General features: G+C 44.5%; 16 protein-coding genes. 6 read left to right on the top strand and 10 right to left on the bottom strand.

What is annotated here, in order from left to right; translation table 11 throughout:
* Positions 1-9 precede the first annotated feature (9 nt).
* A complete protein-coding gene (locus NLZ44_RS16935) occupies positions 10-1224 on the bottom strand; it encodes a DNA double-strand break repair nuclease NurA (protein WP_315644872.1) in 1215 nt (404 codons plus the stop codon).
* A 221-nt stretch (positions 1225-1445) separates the two neighbouring features.
* On the opposite strand from NLZ44_RS16935, the gene NLZ44_RS16930 reads away from it, so the two are divergent.
* Positions 1446-4505, top strand: a complete 3060-nt coding sequence (locus NLZ44_RS16930) for an ATP-binding protein (RefSeq protein WP_493750540.1) — start codon at positions 1446-1448, stop codon at positions 4503-4505.
* Positions 4506-5140: 635 nt separating this feature from the next.
* Here NLZ44_RS16930 and NLZ44_RS16925 read toward each other — a convergent pair.
* Positions 5141-5380 (bottom strand): hypothetical protein, encoded by a 240-nt coding sequence (locus NLZ44_RS16925; protein ID WP_006618292.1) that lies wholly within the window; start codon positions 5378-5380, stop codon positions 5141-5143.
* Between the two features lie 328 nt (positions 5381-5708).
* Entirely contained in the window at positions 5709-5906 is a 198-nt protein-coding gene (gene patX / locus NLZ44_RS16920) for a heterocyst-inhibiting protein PatX (RefSeq protein ID WP_493750539.1), read from the bottom strand.
* A gap of 225 nt (positions 5907-6131) precedes the next feature.
* Between patX and NLZ44_RS16915 the strand changes: the two genes are divergently transcribed.
* Positions 6132-6416 carry a DUF3288 family protein gene (locus NLZ44_RS16915; protein WP_006618290.1) on the top strand — a complete coding sequence of 95 codons (285 nt, stop codon included), beginning with the start codon at positions 6132-6134 and terminating at the stop codon, positions 6414-6416.
* A gap of 5 nt (positions 6417-6421) precedes the next feature.
* On the top strand, positions 6422-10132 hold the full coding sequence (cobN, locus tag NLZ44_RS16910) for a cobaltochelatase subunit CobN (RefSeq protein WP_493750538.1): 3711 nt from the start codon (positions 6422-6424) through the stop codon (positions 10130-10132).
* 47 nt (positions 10133-10179) lie between these two features.
* Here the strand turns inward: cobN and NLZ44_RS16905 are convergent, their stop codons facing one another.
* Positions 10180-11838, bottom strand: a complete 1659-nt coding sequence (locus NLZ44_RS16905) for a mechanosensitive ion channel (RefSeq protein WP_493750537.1) — start codon at positions 11836-11838, stop codon at positions 10180-10182.
* A gap of 309 nt (positions 11839-12147) precedes the next feature.
* Here NLZ44_RS16905 and NLZ44_RS16900 point away from each other — a divergent pair, with 309 nt between their 5' ends.
* A complete protein-coding gene (locus tag NLZ44_RS16900; protein ID WP_006622517.1) occupies positions 12148-12600 on the top strand; it encodes an SRPBCC family protein in 453 nt (150 codons plus the stop codon).
* Between the two features lie 118 nt (positions 12601-12718).
* Here NLZ44_RS16900 and NLZ44_RS16895 read toward each other — a convergent pair whose 3' ends face one another.
* The 4 genes from NLZ44_RS16895 to NLZ44_RS16880 form a co-directional block, all read right to left on the bottom strand.
* Positions 12719-13363 (bottom strand): alpha/beta hydrolase, encoded by a 645-nt coding sequence (locus NLZ44_RS16895; protein ID WP_111890963.1) that lies wholly within the window; start codon positions 13361-13363, stop codon positions 12719-12721.
* A gap of 233 nt (positions 13364-13596) precedes the next feature.
* On the bottom strand, positions 13597-14421 hold the full coding sequence (locus tag NLZ44_RS16890) for a SirB1 family protein (protein ID WP_493750536.1): 825 nt from the start codon (positions 14419-14421) through the stop codon (positions 13597-13599).
* Between the two features lie 56 nt (positions 14422-14477).
* Complete coding sequence (gene mutL, locus NLZ44_RS16885) at positions 14478-16181, bottom strand: DNA mismatch repair endonuclease MutL (RefSeq protein ID WP_273249933.1); 1704 nt, start codon at positions 16179-16181, stop codon at positions 14478-14480.
* A gap of 23 nt (positions 16182-16204) precedes the next feature.
* Positions 16205-16693, bottom strand: a complete 489-nt coding sequence (locus NLZ44_RS16880) for a hypothetical protein (protein WP_493750535.1) — start codon at positions 16691-16693, stop codon at positions 16205-16207.
* A gap of 21 nt (positions 16694-16714) precedes the next feature.
* On the opposite strand from NLZ44_RS16880, the gene petN reads away from it, so the two are divergent.
* Positions 16715-16804 (top strand): cytochrome b6-f complex subunit PetN, encoded by a 90-nt coding sequence (gene petN / locus NLZ44_RS16875; RefSeq protein ID WP_006615846.1) that lies wholly within the window; start codon positions 16715-16717, stop codon positions 16802-16804.
* 387 nt (positions 16805-17191) lie between these two features.
* Positions 17192-17413: a DUF167 domain-containing protein gene (locus NLZ44_RS16870; RefSeq protein WP_006622522.1), complete on the top strand. Its 222-nt coding sequence runs from the start codon at positions 17192-17194 to the stop codon at positions 17411-17413.
* A 253-nt stretch (positions 17414-17666) separates the two neighbouring features.
* On the opposite strand, the gene NLZ44_RS16865 is transcribed toward NLZ44_RS16870, so the two are convergent.
* Both NLZ44_RS16865 and NLZ44_RS16860 read right to left on the bottom strand, forming a co-directional pair.
* Positions 17667-18692 (bottom strand): ABC transporter substrate-binding protein, encoded by a 1026-nt coding sequence (locus tag NLZ44_RS16865; protein ID WP_493750534.1) that lies wholly within the window; start codon positions 18690-18692, stop codon positions 17667-17669.
* A gap of 107 nt (positions 18693-18799) precedes the next feature.
* The gene (locus NLZ44_RS16860; RefSeq protein ID WP_493750533.1) at positions 18800-20059 is read right to left on the bottom strand and encodes an FAD-dependent hydroxylase; all 1260 of its coding nucleotides are present in this window, start codon (positions 20057-20059) and stop codon (positions 18800-18802) included.
* Between the last annotated feature and the right edge of the window lie 17 nt (positions 20060-20076).

The following is a 20076-nucleotide window of genomic DNA, read 5'->3' as shown; positions in this document are numbered from 1 at the left end:
AAAGGTGTGTTAAGCAATACTTCCGCGTTTGCGTGCTTCTTTGTAGGAGATACCGACGTTAGGGAGTCCGGCGCGAATCATTTGGTCTTCCAGCATAGCAAAAAACCGAGTCCGATCGCCTCCTCTCACCACCGCTTGATTGTGGGCTTCCGCTAAAGCCACCGGGTAACCATAGCCTTTATAAACTTGGGCTAACATAATTGATAAAGCTAACTCAAATTGTTCCGTATTTTCAGCTACCCAAGCCGGACATTCAATTCTAGCGATTTCCGTGCCAACATTCACATAACAGAAGTAGATGGAATCAAAATCATAATAATCCAAAATACGCGATCGCGATCGCCAGAGGGGGCTGCGTTGTCCTGGTTTCAGATAATTAGACCATAGCACCGTATCTCGCAGAGGTTCAGAAATTTGACAGGGGGCTTGTTTAATCTTGCCTTTTTTGTCCACTTGACCGAAATCTGGGCAATTTCGCGCACAATCAGGTTCATTATACGGACACCCTTGCAATCTCAGAAACGAAATAGTTTCGCTACTGCGAGAGGCGCTGACATAACCCATCATCGGAATACCAGACACTTTAATCATATCCCAGGCTTCTAAAATCGGTTCGATAATGCGATCGCGCGCTTCTGTTGGCAATGTTTCCAAAAACCAGTAAACTAGGGAACCATCTACTAAGGCGAGGGCCGGGTTAAGGTTGTCCCCTTGAATTGTAGCAATCTCCCGGGCTGTTTCCGCGAGGGCGATCGCTTCCGAAATGCTGCGTTGGTAGCCCATCCATTCCTCTGTGCGAATACCCCACTGGCGCGAAATATATAGGTCTTCGGGACGATAAAAAATTTCGGGAACACTATCAAGGATCGGGTGGCGACTTTGACCGTAATAGAGGACAACCCTACCGATGTTGATTAGGTAACAATAGGCGATTTCGTGGGCGTTAGGGGCGATTTGGGACCCGTCTGTGGCAAAAACTGTATGGGCGGCGGGTGGTGCTTGAATCGTGAAACAGCTATCTAATTGGTCTATGGGGATGGCGGGATGAAAGGGAATCCGATCTACCCAGTAATTCAGGCTTTCTATCAATTCTTCTTGATGCTTTTGGGCCTCTGTCAGCAGGTTTTGTGCTGCTTGTAGGCGATCGCGGGCGGCTTGGGCTTCACGGGTCAAGTGTTTACTCATCCCTTGCATTTGGCGGGCTAGTTGAGTTAGATCAAGCATAGGGAATCCTCTATACCCTAGTATTGGGCGCTAAAGTCACACTTAATTATAAATCTGAGAGTTGAACTTGATGTTGTTACGCTGAAATACTTATCACTGATTGCCAATATAAGTTGTTCGGTACATAATATATTAAGGTCTATGGGCAATTTTAGGATAAAAAATCATCTGGACTAATGCTTGCTTACTTTTATTATTAACAACTAGGAGTTAATTAGATAGTGGATACAGTCGAAAATTTTGCCTTAACATCTGTTGATCTCAGTAATTGCGATCGTGAACCCATCCATATTCCCGGTAAGATTCAATCTCACGGTTGTTTGCTAGTTCTCCAGGAACCAGAACTCATCATTTTACAAGCCAGTTGTAATACTAAACTATTTTTGGGGCGGGAAGTAGAGGCTGTTGTTGGCAAAACTTTAAGCCAAGTATTTACCCCGATCGCATTTCAAAAAATCTCCCTATCTCTGAACTCTCATAATCTCAAATATTCCAACCCAATTTACATCGAATTAAATAATCAAAATCACCCTCAACAATTCACCGCTATTGTCCATCGACATGAACATCTATTAATCCTGGAGTTAGAACCCCATGTTCCCACACAACCCCACCGCGCTTATAGCATCTACGCACAAATTCAGTCCTCCCTTCCTGGTATTGAAAATAAAAACAGTTTCGAGGAATCTGCCCAATTTTTAGCCCAGGAAATTCGCCAATTAACCGAATACGATCGCGTTATGATTTATCGGTTTGAAACTGATGGGAGTGGCATTGTCGTAGCCGAAGATAAAAAACCAGAATTAGAGCCTTTTCTCGGACTCCATTACCCCGCTTCCGACATCCCCAAACAAGCCCGACAACTCTATTATAAAAACTGGGTGAGGATTATTGTTAATGTTAATGATAATCCCGTCGCTATTTACCCTCTTCATAATCCCATTACTCAAAAACATATCGATTTGAGTAATGCCACTCTTAGGAGTGTTTCTCCTATCCATATTGAATATCTGCAAAATATGGGGGTTTCCGCTTCCTTGTGTATTTCTCTCATTAATGACCAAAAACTATGGGGTTTAATTGTTTGTCATCACTACAGCCCTAAATTTGTCTCCTATGAATTGCGACAAGCCTGCGAATTATTAGGGCAATTTATGTCCGTGGAACTGTTCCGTCAATATCAAAAAAATTGGGAAGCCTATCAGATTAAAGTCAAAAAAATTCAGCAACTATTTAGACAAGAACTCTCAGGACATGAATCGGATTTAATTAATCGAATTAGGACAATGATTGATTCTAGTGGTCAACATTTACTAGAATTAGTTAATGCTCAAGGTGTCGTCATTGGCTTACAGGGAGAATTAACTGAGTTTGGAGAAACTCTCCCTAAACCCGATTTAGATGATCTACTCTCCTGGCTGCGTAGCTATTACCCACAGGAAATTTTTTATACCGATCGCCTCGCTGAAATTTACCCACCTGCTCAAAATTACATCAACAAAGCCGCTGGGTTGCTGGCTATTTCCATTTACTTAGATCAAGCCACTTATCAAATAGTTTGGTTTCGTTCAGAAATTATCCAGACTGTTACTTGGGGGGGAAATCCTAAGAAAGCAGTCGTTATTGATGATCATAACCAAATGCGCCTATCTCCTCGCAAATCTTTTGAAGCCTGGAAAGAAACAGTTAGTGGTCATGCTTTGGGTTGGAATGAATTAGAAATTAACGCCGCCATGGAACTCCGCAATACTTTAATGTTGGCGGTTTTGCATTTCTCTCATTTCGCATTAGAAGAAGTCGCTAAACGTGCGGAAATGGCTAATCAAGCTAAAAGTGAGTTTTTGGCTAATATGAGCCATGAAATCCGCACACCCATGAATGCAATTTTGGGTTTTTGTGACTTACTCAAAGGATTGGTTGAAGATGATAAACAACAATCTTATCTCGATGCGATCGCCGCTGGGGGTCGAGCCTTAATTAGTTTGATTGATGATATTTTGGATCTGTCCAAAATTGAGGCGGGAAAACTTGAACTTGAGTATCACCCTATGGATTTGCATATATTACTACAGGAAATCCAGCAAATATTTTTACCCACAGCTATGGCTAAGGGTTTATCACTACAGATTAATTTTGAACCCAATGTTCCTAAAATTATCGAATTTGATGAAGTCCGACTCCGCCAAGTTCTCTTTAATATTGTCGGAAATGCTATCAAATTTACCGAAGATGGTTCCGTTACGATTTCGGTTCGCGCTGAAAGTTTTGAGCATAATTCTCACCTCACTCTCCAAATTGTGGTAGCAGATACTGGTATTGGAATAAATCCAGATCAGTATCAGCAGATTTTTGAAGCCTTTGTACAAAGTGAAGGACAAAGTAACCGTCGCTATGGTGGGACTGGACTCGGTTTGGCTATTACTCGAAGACTCACCCATCTCTTGGGAGGTAAACTAACTCTCGAAAGTCAGTTGAGCTTAGGAAGTGTTTTTACTTGTACCTTTCCTAATGTCAAAATTACACAATCTCATCAATTAAATAATCTACAACCCGCCATTGATTTGTCAGATTTAATCCCCTCTACTATCCTAGTGGTCGATGATGTCGAGTATAACCGCACGCTCATGGCTGGTTATTTCGAGACGACGGATCATCTGCTGCTACAGGCTAAAGATGGATACCAGGCGATCGCTATCGCTGAAACTCATCATCCTGATGTGATTTTGATGGATCTAAAAATGCCTGATTTAGATGGGATTGCGACCAGTAAACTCCTCAAAGAAAAACCCGAAACTGGCAATATTCCCATTGTTATATTAACCGCTTCTGTGGAGGCTAAAGATTTTGAATTAAGCCAAAATTTATGTCAGGGATATCTACGCAAACCTGTGAATCAGGAGCAACTCGCCGCTGTATTATCTGATGTTTTGCCACGAAAAATTGAGATTAAACCGCCTAATATGCCTCAACAATCGGCTGATCAACAGTCAATTGATACGGCTAAATTAGCCTTCAATAAATTGCAGGATTTAAAGCAAATCTTACAGGAAGAAGAAGAAAAATCATGGCAAGAAGTACGCGATCGCATGACTCAAAGACAATTGCGATCGTTTTTGCGACGCTTAAAAAAGTTAGCTAAAAACTATCCCTGGAAGCCTCTCCAAGATTATGTCACCATTCTCGATCAGCAATTTACAGACTTTGATTGGGATAACTTACCAGATACTATCAATAACTTCCCCACATTAAGGCGATCGCTTGAACAACTAGAGTCCCCCTAGTCCCCTCGGTCCTAAGTCATGGTTTGGTAAAGGTTTTGTAAAGAGTTGATGAAACTAGCCTCCAGATAATCTATAGAATCTTTTAATTTTGCCACCTTTCGGGTATATTTGAAATAGGGAATTTATCAAAATATCTCGGTGGTGTTAGGGGCAAAAGATTCTCAGTAAAATTACTGAATTACTCATGTAACTTGGTCTATTAGTTCAAGCCAAAAGCCAGTGATTTTACTTACATACTAACTCGCATTCATCTGGGGGAGGTCTATTATGACCGGTCTGGAACTGATTATTTTTATTTTTGGCCCGTTTATTTCATTTAGTTTGGCTTGTTTACTTGTATCTAACCAACGGGAGTTTGGCACCGAACCGGATACCAACAAATACTAACACTAACATATCATCAAAAATTTTCTTGGTGCAGCCACCTAGCGGACAACCGCCCCAAAGCGGACGGGTTGGGTTAGGGAATTGGGGCAGGTAATCATCTGCCAAAAAGGCGATCGGGGGGCATATATATCTATAGTCTCCGAGCATTGCTCAAAAGTTCCCGGAAACCACCACTAAAATCGGTACTCCCATGAGTGGTAGCTTCCTGGTGTCTAGTGCTGACCACTAGCTAGGTAGGTAGAGACCGACTAGCGCCGACCATCTCCTGGCTGAGGATAGGAGGGAGACTCCTCTGGGGACTTATTATCGACTGCCATAATCTGGCTATCAACAATGGTCGCCATCTCTTGGGTCAATTGTGTATGAAAATCTAGGGAAGCCACGGAGATGGTTTTTGTCTGCGCGGGGGAAGGGGCGACTAAGGCAGCAGCGCCTACAGAAGCGATCGCAGCACTAATAGCCAAGGAAGCCAAAGCATTATATAGCATTTTTAAAAACCCTATCGATATGTGGTAACAGAACTTGCTTAAAATACTTGGGTTAGATTTCCATATCCGGGAAAAAAATAGAATTTTTCCCAAAAATCTCTAGTATAGTTGGATGACAATCAGGATTTTCTGAAGACATGGGGGGACACAGTAAACGGAGTAATTCAGATAAATTCGGCGTAATATTAGCCAGAAGTTACGGTAATCACTCATTCTGGATACGCCAGCAGTATCACCCATGAAAATAATCCCTCAATTGACAAGGGTTAATTGAGGAGACTATCTGATATATTGCGGGTAATAAAGTATATTTACATGGTTGGATGTCTTAGCCTTTCCTGCCGCTACCTCGGTGGGGGGCAGGACTGGATTGACTCTCTGGTATTTGGTTTTCATTGACTTGAACTAGCTCATAAATTGATTCATGGGAAGACTCAGACGGGGTAGCTGTAGTCTCCAATTTGGGTTGATTAGCTAGATTAATGAGTGCCAAGCCAGATAGCAGAATTAAACAGGAAAGACGCATGAGGGAATTGTCCTTATGAAAGTTTCCACTATCTAATACCAGCGGGATATCAGCTATCCGGTAAAAATCGCAAAATGGGATAACTAGGAAATCATTAATAACTGGAAAATAGGGGATTTGACGGATTCATCAATTGCCCCTACCTTCCCCCCATTAGCTAGACCTATCTGGTAATAATGCTTAACTAGGGCTATAATTAACCTGAGTTCTAGGAATGCTGCTACGATGGACGATCGCCAACAGAAACACCCACAGTACAAAAGCGATCGCCGAATGGTTGATCAGCTTTTGGCCAATCAGTCACCGGGAGACTTAGAACTGGCGGAACTTGCGCGTCTGAAAATCCGTTACCAGGGGTTCCCCGGCGCTTGGGATATCCAAAAAGACCTAGATCGACTTTTGCAAATGTGGAATTACACGGAAGACAGCCTCTTCGAGAAAACTCGCGCCATTCATGCTGAGGGTCATGTTTACCGCGCTAAAAACCGAGATAGTGATGATTGGGTATAAATAAGATGCACAGAATTGCAGCGATACCAGGAGGCTGGAACCCCGATACAGAGGGGGTTATCTTTATTGAACAAACTGCCGCGCCAATTATTGTTTTAACTGCAGCGGATACAGAAATTCAAACCTTAGCAGCAGCCATAGCTGAGTTACCCTCAGACTTTCCCAATTTACGAGTAACTAATTTGCTGAACCTGCAACAGCAGCTTACTATAGACACCTATGCTGAGGAGGTCTTATCTCAGGCGAAGGTTGTAGTTTTGCGACTGTTGGGGGGACGTTCCTATTGGTCCTACGGTTTGGAAGTTTTGGCGGAAATCGCGGAAACTAAAGGGGTAGAATTGATTATTTTACCGGGAGATGATGGCGGCGACCCGGATTTAATTACTCAGTCTACGGTTCCCCTAACTGTAGCTAACCGAGTTTGGCAATATTTTAGTGAGGGAGGGGTAGAAAATACGATCGCAGCTTTGCAATATATAAGCGATCGCTATTTAGCCACTAATTACAACCCGCCGCCACCTGTAGCCATTCCCAGGGTCGGTCGTTATCCGTGGCGCGCGCTGTCCCCCGTCTCTAACTATCGGGAAGTGGGAATCTTATTCTATCGCGCCCATTATCTATCAGGAAATACTGCCCCCATTGATAGCCTTTGTCAAGCCTTGGCGGCTCGTCAACTTAACCCGGTTCCCCTGTTTGTTTCATCCTTGCGAGATCCAGAAATCCAACGGGAGGCGATCGCCTATTTAACCAAAGCCAGACTCTTAATAAATACCACAAGTTTCTCGATTTCATCCCTGGATAATTCCGACCTACCCAGCGCCCCCCTGTTTTCTTTAGATATCCCCACATTACAAGCCATTCTGAGTGGTATTAGCGAACAGAGATGGCAATCAAGTCCCCTCGGATTACCTCCCCGTGATGTGGCGATGAATATCGCTTTACCAGAAGTAGACGGCCGCATTATTACCCGCCCAATTTCCTTTAAAACTGTCAAAAATAGCGATACCAGACTAGAAACAGATATTGTTCATTATCAACCCAAAAGCGATCGCATAGAATTTGTAGCCGACCTCGCGGCCAACTGGGTCAAACTCTCAGAAACCCCCACCCACCAAAGGCGCATCGCCCTAATTTTAGCCAACTATCCCACCCGTAACGGTCGCCTCGCCAATGGTGTCGGACTAGATACCCCCGCCAGTTGTGTAGAAATTCTCCAGGCTTTAAAATTAGCCGGATATACCGTCAGCGATTTTCCCCTTACCGGAGATGATCTGATTCAGGAACTGACCAGGGGAGTGACTAACGACCCAGAAGGGCGAGATTTTCGGGAAGTTAAGCAGTTTTTAAAATGGCAAGACTACCTGACTTATTTTAACACTTTACCCGCCGTTGTGCAAGGGGGAATTAAAGAACGTTGGGGGGTGCATTTTTTTGAGAATCCGCCGGAGATATTACCGATTGCTGGGGTACAATTTGGCAATGTTTTTGTGGGGATTCAACCATCACGAGGTTATGATATTGATCCGAGTCTGAATTATCACGCGCCGGACTTGGAACCGACCCCAGAATATTTAGCTTTTTATGAGTGGCTAAGAAACCACTTTGAGGCTCATGCGGTGGTTCATGTAGGGAAACATGGTAACTTAGAATGGCTACCGGGTAAAGGGGTAGGACTGTCGGAGGAATGTTACCCAGAAATCGCCCTGGGACCTTTACCTAATTTCTATCCGTTTATTGTTAATGACCCTGGGGAAGGTTCCCAAGCGAAACGCCGATCGCAGGCGGTAATTTTAGACCATTTAACGCCGCCAATGACTAGGGCTCAATTATATGGACCTTTGCAACAATTAGAAGGGTTAATTGATGAGTATTATGAGGCTCAAGTATTAGATCCATCTCGGTTAAAAACTATCAGCGATCGCATTGTGGAGTTAATCCGCAAGGAAAAGTTAGACCGGGATTTGGGCATCTCTGACGGGGAAATGGTGTCGGAATTATTTGGCACAATTGACGGTTATTTATGTGAACTCAAAGAAAGTCAAATCCGCGACGGTTTACATATTTTGGGGCGCTGTCCAGAAGGGAGACAATTGCGGGATTTAATCATAGCCATAGCCCGTCATCCCAGCCAAAATCGATGGGGTTTAACCAGGGCGATCGCTCAAGATTGGGGTTGGGAATTAGACCCATTAACAGCTAATCCGGGGGATTTATGGGAGGTGGAAGGCGACCAGAAAAACAGTGAAATCTGTAGGACGGTCGGGGATGCGATCGCCTTAATCGAAGACCAAGCCGCGATTTTAATCGACCAATTAATCAGCCAAAATAGTCAGGAATTACCAGGGGAATTGACCCGCCAAGAATTAGTTTGGATCGAAAATATCCTTCTCCCCAATCTGAAAAAATGCGATCGTGAAATTCAGAACCTATTAAGGGGACTTGACGGCTGCTATATTCCCAGTGGATCATCCGGTGCGCCGACTCGTGGACGACCTGATGTTCTCCCCACCGGACGGAATTTCTACGCCGTCGATATTCGCGCCATTCCCACAGAAACCGCTTGGCGGGTCGGTCAGTTAGCAGCGGAAGCCTTGGTAGAAAAATACACCCAGGATCATGGAGAATATCCCCAAACTCTAGGGCTATCTGTGTGGGGAACTTCCACCATGCGGACGGGGGGAGATGATATCGCCCAGGCTTTAGCCTTGTTAGGGGTACAACCAGTCTGGGAGGGTGCGTCCCGGCGAGTGGTGGATTTTGAAATTTTGCCGATTTCCATATTGGGACGACCCAGGGTTGATGTCACCTTACGCATTTCTGGGTTATTTAGAGATGCTTTCCCCAATTTAATCGACTTATTCGATCGCGCTGTGGAGATGGTTTCTCAGTTATCAGAAACCCCCTCAGAAAACCCGATCGCCGCCACGGTCTATCAGGAAACTACCGCTGGGGTGGAGGAAGGTTTGACGGAAGATGAAGCTAAAATGCGATCGCGTTTGCGGGTATTTGGGTCAAAACCGGGAGCCTATGGTGCTGGGTTACAAGGATTAATTGAATCCCAAAATTGGACCGATGACAGCGACCTGGCGCGCGCTTATTTGAATTGGAGTAGTTATGCTTATACTGGCGGTCAGGGAATTTCTGCCCCCCAAGCCTTTGCTAACCGTCTCCAACAAATGCAGGTGGTTTTACACAATCAGGATAATCGAGAACATGATATTTTGGACTCCGATGATTATTATCAATTTCAGGGAGGGATGACGGCCGCGGTGCGGGTTCTCCGAGGCGAAAATCCCGATACTTATTTTGGTGATAATTCTCTCCCAGAAAATCCCAAAGTCCGACAGTTGCGGGAGGAAATCGCCAGGGTATATAGGTCGCGGGTGGTGAATCCTAAATGGATTGCTGGGGCGATGCGACACGGTTATCGGGGGGCTTTTGAAATGGCGGCTACAGTAGATTTTTTATTCGCTTATGATGCTACCGCCCAATGTGTTGATGATTTTATGTATGGGGGGATAGCTGAGGCTTATATATTAGATGCACAAGTCCAAAATTTTGTCCGCGAAAAGAATCCTTGGGCGTTGCGGGATATGGGGGAAAGGTTACTAGAAGCACACCAGCGAGGGTTATGGTCTTCCGTAGACAGAGATTTATTAGATAGACTACGCAACGTGGTTTTAGACGCGGAAGCTGCGATCGAAATGGCAGAATAAACAGTAGAGGCAGGGTGATAACCTGCCCCTAAGAGGCGATCGCGCCTTTACTGTTTTAAGCGAGAGATGATCTCACGAATTTGCTCCGATGCTACATCGCGACCTCCCAAACCAAAGGCGATCGCAATAGCAACAGCGATCGCACCCAGTAGCAAGCCAAAAGCCAAATTCACAATATCACTAGCAATTCCCATTTGCTGAAGTGCCATAGCACCCACAAAGATAATAATAGCAATGCGGGCAGCCTGAGCCAGCAATTTAGCCGAAGAAGTGCCGGAACTCGATATCAAATTATGAGCAAAGTTAGCCAAGTATAAACCAATTCCAAAAATGATCACACCCAATAGCACTCGGCCAGCAATGATTAACAACTGCTCAACAATCAAAGTTAAAGCAGTTAAGCCCAAAATGTCCGTAGCCGTCACTACCGCAAAGAACATCACACCTACCAAAGCAATCACACCCACGATTTCCGAAGGTGTTTGCTTCGTGGCACTGGTCACAGACTTATCATCTATCACCTCATCCTCTTCTGTGGTCTGAGTTGGGGTAGAAACCGGACTAGCCTTAGATTCAATTCCCAACCAAACAAAGATACTGTTAAAACCCAGATTGGTTAGCAGGTTAGTCACCAAATCTCGGACAATCACCCCAAACATATAAGCCAACACCAATATCACACCCGCAATGAAAACTTGGGGAATGACATTAAAGATCTGATTCAGCATCGAAATCGCTGGGTCAGAAATCGCATTAATCTGGAGCGCTTGCAGGGCTGAGATCGCAATAGGAATCATCAGCACAACATAAACAATTGTGCCTAGCACAGAAGATAGGGATGTAGTCCCCATCGCCCTTTCTAATCCCAACTGATTGCTGAGACGATCAAAACCAACAGCAGCCAATAAATTGGTAACAATGCGACTGACGATTTGAGCCAAAAGCCAACCACCTGCCGCAATAACTAAGGCTTTCAGGATATTGGGTAGACTCGACAGGATTTGATTGACCATCGTCTGCACCGGAGATAGCAACCCAGCTAACTCCAAAGTGCTAAGAATCATGGGCAGAAACAGCAGGAAAATAAACCAATAAATGGCATTTCCCAAGGTGTGACTCAGAGAAAAATGATTCTCGTTTTCCCCATGGGGAACCTGCTGGTTGAGTCGCTCATCCAGCCTGAACATATCCAAGAACCTAATCATCAAGGTTCGGCAAATGGTAGCCAATACCCAGGCCACCCCTAACAATCCGGCTGCTCCTAATATCCTAGGTATGTAGCGGGTGATTTCATTCAACAGGGTAGTCAGGGGAGCGGAAACAGAAGTTAACTGGAGTCGGTCAAAGAAACCAATAATCGCAAAAATAAAGATAACCCAGAAAACTAGGGTCCCTGCCCATTTTTCTACGGGAAAGTCCTCACCGCCTTCCGTAGACCCAGAAATCCAACTGACCAGTTTATTATCTATATCGGTCTTTTTGAGTAGCTTTTTGACCAATGAAGCCGCGAAAAGAGCAAGTAGGTAGCCAACTAACAGAATCAAAAGGGCTGTCCCAAAATCCACCAGGGATATATCCCCCATGCGAAAATTCATCAAGTCATCAACGGGATTCGGTGATGAACCCTCTTGAGCTAAACTTAAATGGGATAGGTTCCCTATCCCTATCCCCAAGGGATTGGGAATTATACACGAAGTTTCAATCATAATCTTTGTAGATGGGTTCTAAAGTTTTACAATCTAACAGAATCATTATCCTTTAACATCTCCCCACGGAAGGAAACTAGCAAAATTTGATCAACTCTGTTATTTTCCTCGGTGATGATGTTGAACTCAAATCCAGGTGAGATTCACCAGTAAATCTATGCTCATCAGTTTTCGTCACTGGTTCCGATTGTTATAAAATGCCTACAGATGAGTTAAACCTCTGTGTGTACAAACTTGTTTGATCTCACCGTTGGGGTGGACATTAGTTCGTTCAACGGATAACGTTCTGAATATAGCTTGAGGCTTAGGATGTCATCTCGTCAAGTATTTGAACAGTCTATTCACATTAAAGCGATCGCCACTACGGTTGAACGCTGTATTACCGATCGCCATTTGATGCGTCGTTGGTTAAATCCCGCCCTCCGTTGTGACCCAGTTGGTGATTGGGATACTGATGTAGGGGGACGTTCCCGGTTTGTTATTCAAATTCCCATTATTCAACCTACCTTAGAGAGTATTGTCCTGGAAAGAGAACCGGGGCTAATTGTCTGGGGATTTGATGGATTTTTCCAAGGATGCGATCGCTGGGAATGTCAACCCCAATCCCAGGGAACTTACTTATTAAATCGCTTTGAATTTGAGATTAATAACCCCTTAATTGCCTTTGGTTTTAATCGGTTCGCCGCCCCTTGGACTAAGGCGGACATGGAAGCTCAATTGCGACGGTTGAAGCGAGTAGCAGAAGAACAGCAAAACCTATAGCGATCGCTTCCCAGATAAAAAGGGAACCTCCCCCATACACGAGAAAGATCCCCCATTGTCTTCAATCTAATTACTCCGAGAGTATCCCCAGTCTCAAGCCTTGGGGATTCCTTCCTACCTAATCACAAATCAGTTGTCGAATTTCTGGTTGAGCTCTCAAAAACTCGATCGCTTGTTCTCCTAGTTCACTAACGTCATCATACAAACTCATCAGATTATTGACATCTACCGTGATCGTATCAACCGATTGGAACCCTAAAACCACGTCTAACATGGTTAACCGACCATCTCGAGTTGAATCTCGCAAAGCCGACAGTACATCATCAACAATGTTATCAATAGAACTACCAGGATTAATAAACAGACTAAAGGCCCCCACAGCTAATCGACCATAACTCGAACCTAACAGGCTATTAACTACATCTGTGGGAACATTTACCCCAAAATTCAGAGCATTGCGGAAAGTGGTAATTTGAGAATCACTCAGTTCCGCTAAAGTAAATAAAGAGTTCAGTTGGTTAGACCTTTCCCCAGTTTCAGCAAATGTCTCCAAATCTTGAAACTCTAAGGAAATACTAGCGGGGCCGTAAATTAATTGGATCGCTTCGACTGCAGGAGCCGGGCGACTCATGAAAATTGTCAGACTAGCAGTGATTCCTACAATCATCACTAAACTCAGGGATATATACTTAGATATCCCTTTGGTGAAGACACTGTAAGGGTTACGAAGTCCCTGACGAAAAGATTTTAGCGAAAAGTTCATGCAATATCTCCAGTAGCTTGGAAACCGCCTAGCTGATCGTCACTATTAAAAGGCGACTTAGCCGATTTGGCGGTTAGGAGGATCGGCTTCCCCCCAGAAGAGGTCAATTTATCAATCAGCCTAGGTTTTGACCGTGGGACACACGGCTGTAAGTTCAGGTTGATAACCCTATCTGTTTTATAGGTTTACTAGACAGGTTGAATGGTTCCCCAAATCCTTACTAATTAAACGATTCAGGTATCCAAGTCCATTCTATCTAGTAACTGCTGAATTATACCAGCATCCTGAGCAGTTGGAAGGTGGTTAAGATAATCTTCTAAGTCACAGCGAGCCTCTGACCAGCGATACAGTTGATAGTAAATAAGACCGCGATCGCGCTTTTCTTTAATATCATCAGGAGACAAGATCACAATCCTCTCCACTACCTTCAGCGCCTCCTCAAATTCCCCAACATTCATATAAATTGCCTTCAGATTTTGCAGCATCCGCCTTAAAAATTGCCGTGGTGCGATCGGATTGAGAAATTCCGGTTGTAATTTCATCGGCTGTCCATAAATTTCCGACAATCTCAGCTCACAGTCCTCGGGGAATAGCACTTCTCCCCGTCCAAACGCATCAACATAAATCCCCGCATCTTCAAATTCTGGCTTAATCAGAAAATGTCCCGGCATCCCAATTCCCACCATCGGAAAATCCATGCGTTTCGCTATCTCTAAATACACCAAGGACATCGTAATCGGAATACCAGTCCGACGGTCTATCACCTGATTGAAAAAGCTATTTTTCTGGTCATAGTATTCAGTCCGATTACCCCGAAATCCTAATTCATCATAAAGGTAATGATTAATCGCCTTAATTATCCGCAGGGGATAGGCCGGATTTTTCAGTCTCTCTAACACATCCGCCGCCATCCTATCTAAGTGTTGCAGATATTCTAAATGGTTAAAATATGGCTGATGTTCTTGAGCAATATATAGGGCAGCCTTAGCCAAATCTATTTGATTTTCTGGCTGGCTAATCTCCTCATAAAACTGTTGTCTTGGTTCCGCAAAAGTCATGTTTATATTAAGTAGCTTTTCGTCGATAATTACTCAGGGTCATTATCCCCATATCATCATAGGCCATGACTTTTGCCAATCACCCAACTGCGACGGAAAAATCGGGCTAGGGAAGATTCCTCTAAACTTAGGAAAATCGGACGACCGTGGGGACAAGTCCGGGGGGAGCGGGTAGTCACCCATTGATCTAATAGGGTTTGCATTTCGGTTAAACTTAGCGGCGTGCCGTTGCGAATGGCACTGCGGCAAGCGGTGGCTACTTGGGCAGCCTGTAAATCCCCGCCATGACTTAGTTCAATCAGCGCTTCTTGACAGTCAGGGCGATCGCACAGAATTTCTGGGGCGCTTCGGATGGCCCAGAGTCCCTCCCCAAAGGGGTCAACTTCCAAATTGAGGCGGGTTAGTTGTTCTAGTTGCGCCTCGGACAAATTCGCTAAGATGATCGGAGTTGACAGGGGGATTACTTGCCAACGCCTGCATAATTGTTCATAAATTACCCTTTCATGGGCAATGTGTTGTTCTACTAACCACAAACCCTCTGGGTGTTCGGCTACAATATAGGTATTGTGAATTTGACCGATCGCTTTTAGTTTGGGAACATCAATTCTCTGGGGGTTTTCCGCTGATTCTAGGGGGGTGGGGCGGGTTCGGTATGAGGCAGTATCTTCCGAGACGCGCAACAGCTTCTCGATGGGATTAACCCCCGCTGAGAGACTTTCTGGGTTCAGCTTGAGAGTCTGAGCAATGGCTAGGTGAATTTGATCTTGCCAGTGTTTGAGATAATGTAAATAAATCTCGGCTTTGCTAGGATGGCGATTCCAATCAATTAAGGCGGGGTCGATATGCAGATGCACAAAACAAATCGGATAGCGATCGCGCCCACAGGTACGAGCAAAAGCCGATAATATGGTAGGCTCCAATTCGGGCGATCGCACCATACGACCATTAACTCCTATCTTAACCCAATCCTTGCGGCCACGTGAAGCGCGATCGGGCAAGCCAATCACCACCTCTAACCATGATTTCGATAGGTTTTCATGGCACTCTTCTACCGATTCGGGGGGGTCTACATCCATTTTTAAATATTGCAGATCCCCCGCCCTGATACCCCTAATAAATTCTGGTAGCATCTGTTGGGTGGTCATCGCTGGCCCAAACCTGAGCCAGGGGCGATCGTTTTGGTGAATTTGCCATGTCACCTGGGGATGACACAGCGCTATCTGTTGTAACAACAGCTGCGCCCCCCGCAATTGTTGGGTCGCTGTCGGTCCAGCCGTGCGCCGCGAAGACCAGTTAGCAAACAGATTACTCACTCTTACTACAGTACCAGGTGCGATCGCCACCGCTTCCACCATTTCCGTCTCTCCCTGATGGTTATACACTACCCGCCATCCTGAACTTGGGGACGAGGAAAAACCAGGGCGACTGAGAATCTCTAAATCAGACAGTTGCGCGATGCTGTGCAGCGCTTCTCCCCGAAACCCTAAACTGCTAATCTTTAATAAATCCCTCGCTGTCGCAATTTTACTGGTACTATGAGCCAGGGCAGCTAGTTTCAGGTTGGCTAAATTCATACCCTCCCCATTATCTGCCACCTCAATTCGCCATTGTTGCGGCCATAGAGAAACTGATATCCGCGTCGCCTTCGCATCAATGGCATTTTCTACCAATTCCCGCACCACCGCCGCCACTGAGTCTATCACTTCTCCTGCGGCTATCAGGTCAACGACTTCTTCTGACAGGATTTTAATGGAGTTCACAGTTAGCCTCTCACGACCTTTGATCAGTTGTCCGGTGACTCCCCCTCTGAGGAAAAGTATTTAATCCAACCCCGCCGCATCCCTATCTCTACCATAATTCCCCCTACTGCAAACATCACTAAATTTTCTACCACCCAGAGGGCCATTTGTGCGAGAGGTTGGGGCGCTATATCCCATATAGCCAACCCCCGGACTAGACCGAAAGCAAACACCACCCCTAGTTTCAGTTGCGGGTTATTATCGCGGCGGACGGTGTAGCGATAAGTCACACCGAAGAGAAAGCCACTAATTATGGCGATCGCTCCCTTGACGATTAAATGCACATCCAAGGTTAGCCCCTCTCCTACGATACCACTAACGGTCAACTCCATCATTAGGGCGATCGTCCCTACAGAAACACCCGCCCAAATACCCGCCACTAGGGACTGTATGCGTTCAGCCGGACTAAAGTTAGAAGATCGATGCGACTGGCTCAATTTCAGGATATGATAGCCTCTGAAGTCAATTTTCATCTGGTTTTGTAACATACTACTATGGATATTCTGTCATTAGGTTGGGTTGGATTGTTAGTCGTCTTTACTTTCTCCATTTCCATGGTTGTCTGGGGTCGTAACGGCTTTTAGGCTATCCAGCATCACCAAAAACGAGGGCAAATTATCCTTTTCGCCCTCACTCACCAGTAGGGGCGAAACATTTTTTGCCCCTACAAGTTATTGAGCCATTAATTCCCTGGTCACATAGGGCGGGTTTATTAATAGCCCAACCCGGAGGGCGGGTTTATTAATATTGTCTGGGAGAGTTGAGTTGACAGCCCAACCCGGAGGGCGGGTTTATTAATATTGTCTGGGAGAGTTGAGTTGACAGCATAACCCGGAGGGCGGGTTTATTAATATGGTTTTGGAGAGTTGAGTTGACAGCATAACCCGGAGGGCGGGTTTATTAATATGGTTTTGGAGAGTTGAGTTGACAGCATAACCCGCCCCTACAATTATTAATTATTAATTATTAAAATGGCTTTTTTTAATATTCAAGTTAAACCCAATTCCCCACAGCAACTTATCCGAAAAGAAGCAGACGGTAGCCTAACCGTCTATCTCAAATCGCCACCAGTTGACGGGAAAGCAAATCAAGAATTAATTAAACTCCTCGCTAAAAAACTAGATGTTCCCAAATCTAACATTAAGATAAAATCTGGCTTATCTTCCCGCCGTAAATTAGTAGAAATTAGTTAATTTAACTGCCTTTATCCCAACCCACATCAATTATCCATTAATTACCGGGTGGGGTGGGGCGGGTTTATTAATATGGTCTTGGAGAGTTGAGTTGACAGCATAACCCGGAGGGCGGGTTTATTAATATTGTCGTCCGGAGGCGAGGTCACACCATAACCCGGAGGGCGGGTTTATTAATATTGTCGTCCGGAGGCGAGGTCACACCATAACCCGCCCCTACAATTAATAATTATTAATTATTAATTATTAATTATTAATTGATAAATCTATCATCTACTGAATTAGAGAATAATGGCACATCATTTATGATACCATACTTCTCGAATTTGGCAGCCATACTTTGCCAGCGATCGCTATTTATTTTCCCTAAATCCTTATCTGTAAGTCCCCCATTTACATAATTGGCTACCTGTTTCAGAGAAGCTATTTGATAATCTAAATCGTCATACTCTCCACCGGGTTCTGCATAATTATTAACAATAATTTTCGCCGCCTTTTCCACATCATCCAAAGCCAACCGCCAACCCGCAAATGTCACCTCTAAAAATTTCTGCACTATTTCCGGGTGGTATTGTAATAGTTCATTATGGGCAAAAATTACCTGAACATAGGCATCATAACCATAATCACTAAATTTAATAATGTTAGGTGTAATCCCGGTTTTGGCAGCAAATCCAATCGGTTCGTCTACAATATAACATTGTACAGCATCTACTTCACCCCTCAGTAGCAGATCATGTTTTTCCTCTCCTGAAACTAGGATAATTTTAATTTCATGGGAGGGGATGTTATCATAACCCATAGCCATTTGCATAATCGAGTAACTTTCCCCCTCCATTCCTACCCGTTTCCCGATTAAATCTTGTAGATCATAAATCTGACTATTTGGCATTGACATTAACCCCAAAGGGGAATTTTGGAACATCGTAGCTATAGCTTTTATCGGTTGACCCGCAATTTGGGCATTCATAATAATATCCTGTTCACCACAACCAATAATTCCCGGATTTTTGGCTACTTGATTAGTTACAATCATCGCCGTTTCTCCCGGTCTAATTTCTACCGCCAAACCACTGCTTTTATAGAGATTATAATAATCAGCCAGCAACACCCCAGCAAATTGGGCATTATATTTCCAGTCTAACTGCATAATAATTTTATCAGGGTGTGTAGCTAACTCATTAGCAGCTACAGCCGCCGGACCTCTCAACTTATCTAGCAGTAAAGACCCCCCCAGAAAAGCAGAAGTTTTTAAAAATTGGCGACGATTGATAATCATGGTCTAAATTACTGATATATAGCGATCGCTTTTAAGATACTCCCACCCTTGGTCAAAAATCAACCCCTCAGCATCACCCCCCACCCCCATAATTGATAACTCCCTATTTACTTACATTCGGTAATTTTGGGCGCGCGTCCAAATAATCCCGTCATTATTCGTAATGACAAATAACGCAAAGGTCGGATTTTTTTTAAGCCCCAAAGTCCCCAACGACGCAAGATAACTTTAGGTCGCCAATTCCCCGAAAACACCCGATCCATAAAATCCGTAAACCCCAAAATTAACAGGTTTTCTCCCCGCCGCCATTTCTGATATCGGTTGAGAGTTTTTAGGTCGCCAATATCTTCACCCCATTGATAAGCCTTTTTCACAATTTCGGCGATCGCACCTGCATCACGAATCCCCATATTTAACCCTTGACCTCCCACCGGGTGACAACAATGCGCCGCATCTCCTACTAACGCTAATCTATGATTAACATAGCGATCGCTTTGCATTAATTGCACCGGAAACACTATGCGATCGCTTAATAATTCTAAGCGCCCCAAAACTCCACCCGTCCGATATTCTAGCAATTCCAAAAACTCCCCTTTATCCATTTTTTGCCACTCATTCGCTTGGCTATGGGGCGCAGTTAACACCACTTGACAGCGATTTCCCGGTAGCGGCAAAACTCCCATCGGTCCGCTTGACCAGAATTTTTCAAATGCTACATTATTATGATGTTTTTCTGTTTGAATCGTAAACGCTATACAGGACTGCCAATATTTCCAACCTTTCGTCTTAATTCCAGAGGCTTCACGCAAGGGAGATTTTGCACCATCAGCCGCAATAACTAGCCGCGATTTAATAGTCTTAATTACCTCCCCAGTTTCTACCTCGATTTCGGCGCGATCACTATAATAATTAACTTGTTTAACTGTCGCTGGACACCACCAATGCACCTCGGCGCAATCTTCCAGAAACCTTTGCATTGCTGTTAGGATAACCGAATGTTCTCCCACATATCCTAATGCTTCCGTCCCTAAGTCCCTCGGTTCAAAATTGATCACATTTGGATGATCGCTATCACTCAGACTAATTTGATAAAATGTCGTTATTTTGGGGAGAATGTCTCCCCATACCCCGATATCATCTAAAATGCGCCCAGTTTGTAACGTTAAAGCATAGGCTTGGCGACGACTGGCGGCGATCGCTTTTGGCTGAGGTTCAATTAGTGCTATTCTTAACCCAGAATTTCTTAGGCTACACGCTACTGTCGCCCCCACAATACCACCCCCCACAATTGCTATATCATAGTCTCCCTCACCCTTCACCGATTCTGCTATTATCGATTCTGCTGCTAACAATTCATTTACTACCATTGGCCCGCTATTACACT

The sequence above is a fragment of the Arthrospira sp. PCC 9901 genome (genome assembly GCF_059013425.1).
Note: the sequence above shows the minus strand (reverse complement) of the source record. Positions and strands in the feature narration are given on the sequence as shown.

Excerpts from the sequence above, each read along its gene's own strand:
- cobN (WP_493750538.1), top strand. The coding sequence starts at position 6,422 with ATGCACAGAATTGCAGCGATACCAGGAGGCTGGAACCCCGATACAGAG.
- NLZ44_RS16890 (WP_493750536.1), bottom strand. The coding sequence starts at position 14,421 with ATGACTTTTGCGGAACCAAGACAACAGTTTTATGAGGAGATTAGCCAG.
- NLZ44_RS16925 (WP_006618292.1), bottom strand. The coding sequence starts at position 5,380 with ATGCTATATAATGCTTTGGCTTCCTTGGCTATTAGTGCTGCGATCGCT.
- NLZ44_RS16915 (WP_006618290.1), top strand. The coding sequence starts at position 6,132 with ATGGACGATCGCCAACAGAAACACCCACAGTACAAAAGCGATCGCCGA.
- NLZ44_RS16895 (WP_111890963.1), bottom strand. The coding sequence starts at position 13,363 with ATGAACTTTTCGCTAAAATCTTTTCGTCAGGGACTTCGTAACCCTTAC.
- NLZ44_RS16865 (WP_493750534.1), bottom strand. The coding sequence starts at position 18,692 with ATGATTATCAATCGTCGCCAATTTTTAAAAACTTCTGCTTTTCTGGGG.
- patX (WP_493750539.1), bottom strand. The coding sequence starts at position 5,906 with ATGCGTCTTTCCTGTTTAATTCTGCTATCTGGCTTGGCACTCATTAAT.
- petN (WP_006615846.1), top strand. The coding sequence starts at position 16,715 with ATGGATATTCTGTCATTAGGTTGGGTTGGATTGTTAGTCGTCTTTACT.
- NLZ44_RS16935 (WP_315644872.1), bottom strand. The coding sequence starts at position 1,224 with ATGCTTGATCTAACTCAACTAGCCCGCCAAATGCAAGGGATGAGTAAA.
- NLZ44_RS16870 (WP_006622522.1), top strand. The coding sequence starts at position 17,192 with ATGGCTTTTTTTAATATTCAAGTTAAACCCAATTCCCCACAGCAACTT.
- NLZ44_RS16880 (WP_493750535.1), bottom strand. The coding sequence starts at position 16,693 with ATGAAAATTGACTTCAGAGGCTATCATATCCTGAAATTGAGCCAGTCG.
- NLZ44_RS16900 (WP_006622517.1), top strand. The coding sequence starts at position 12,148 with ATGTCATCTCGTCAAGTATTTGAACAGTCTATTCACATTAAAGCGATC.
- NLZ44_RS16860 (WP_493750533.1), bottom strand. The coding sequence starts at position 20,059 with ATGGTAGTAAATGAATTGTTAGCAGCAGAATCGATAATAGCAGAATCG.
- NLZ44_RS16905 (WP_493750537.1), bottom strand. The coding sequence starts at position 11,838 with ATGATTGAAACTTCGTGTATAATTCCCAATCCCTTGGGGATAGGGATA.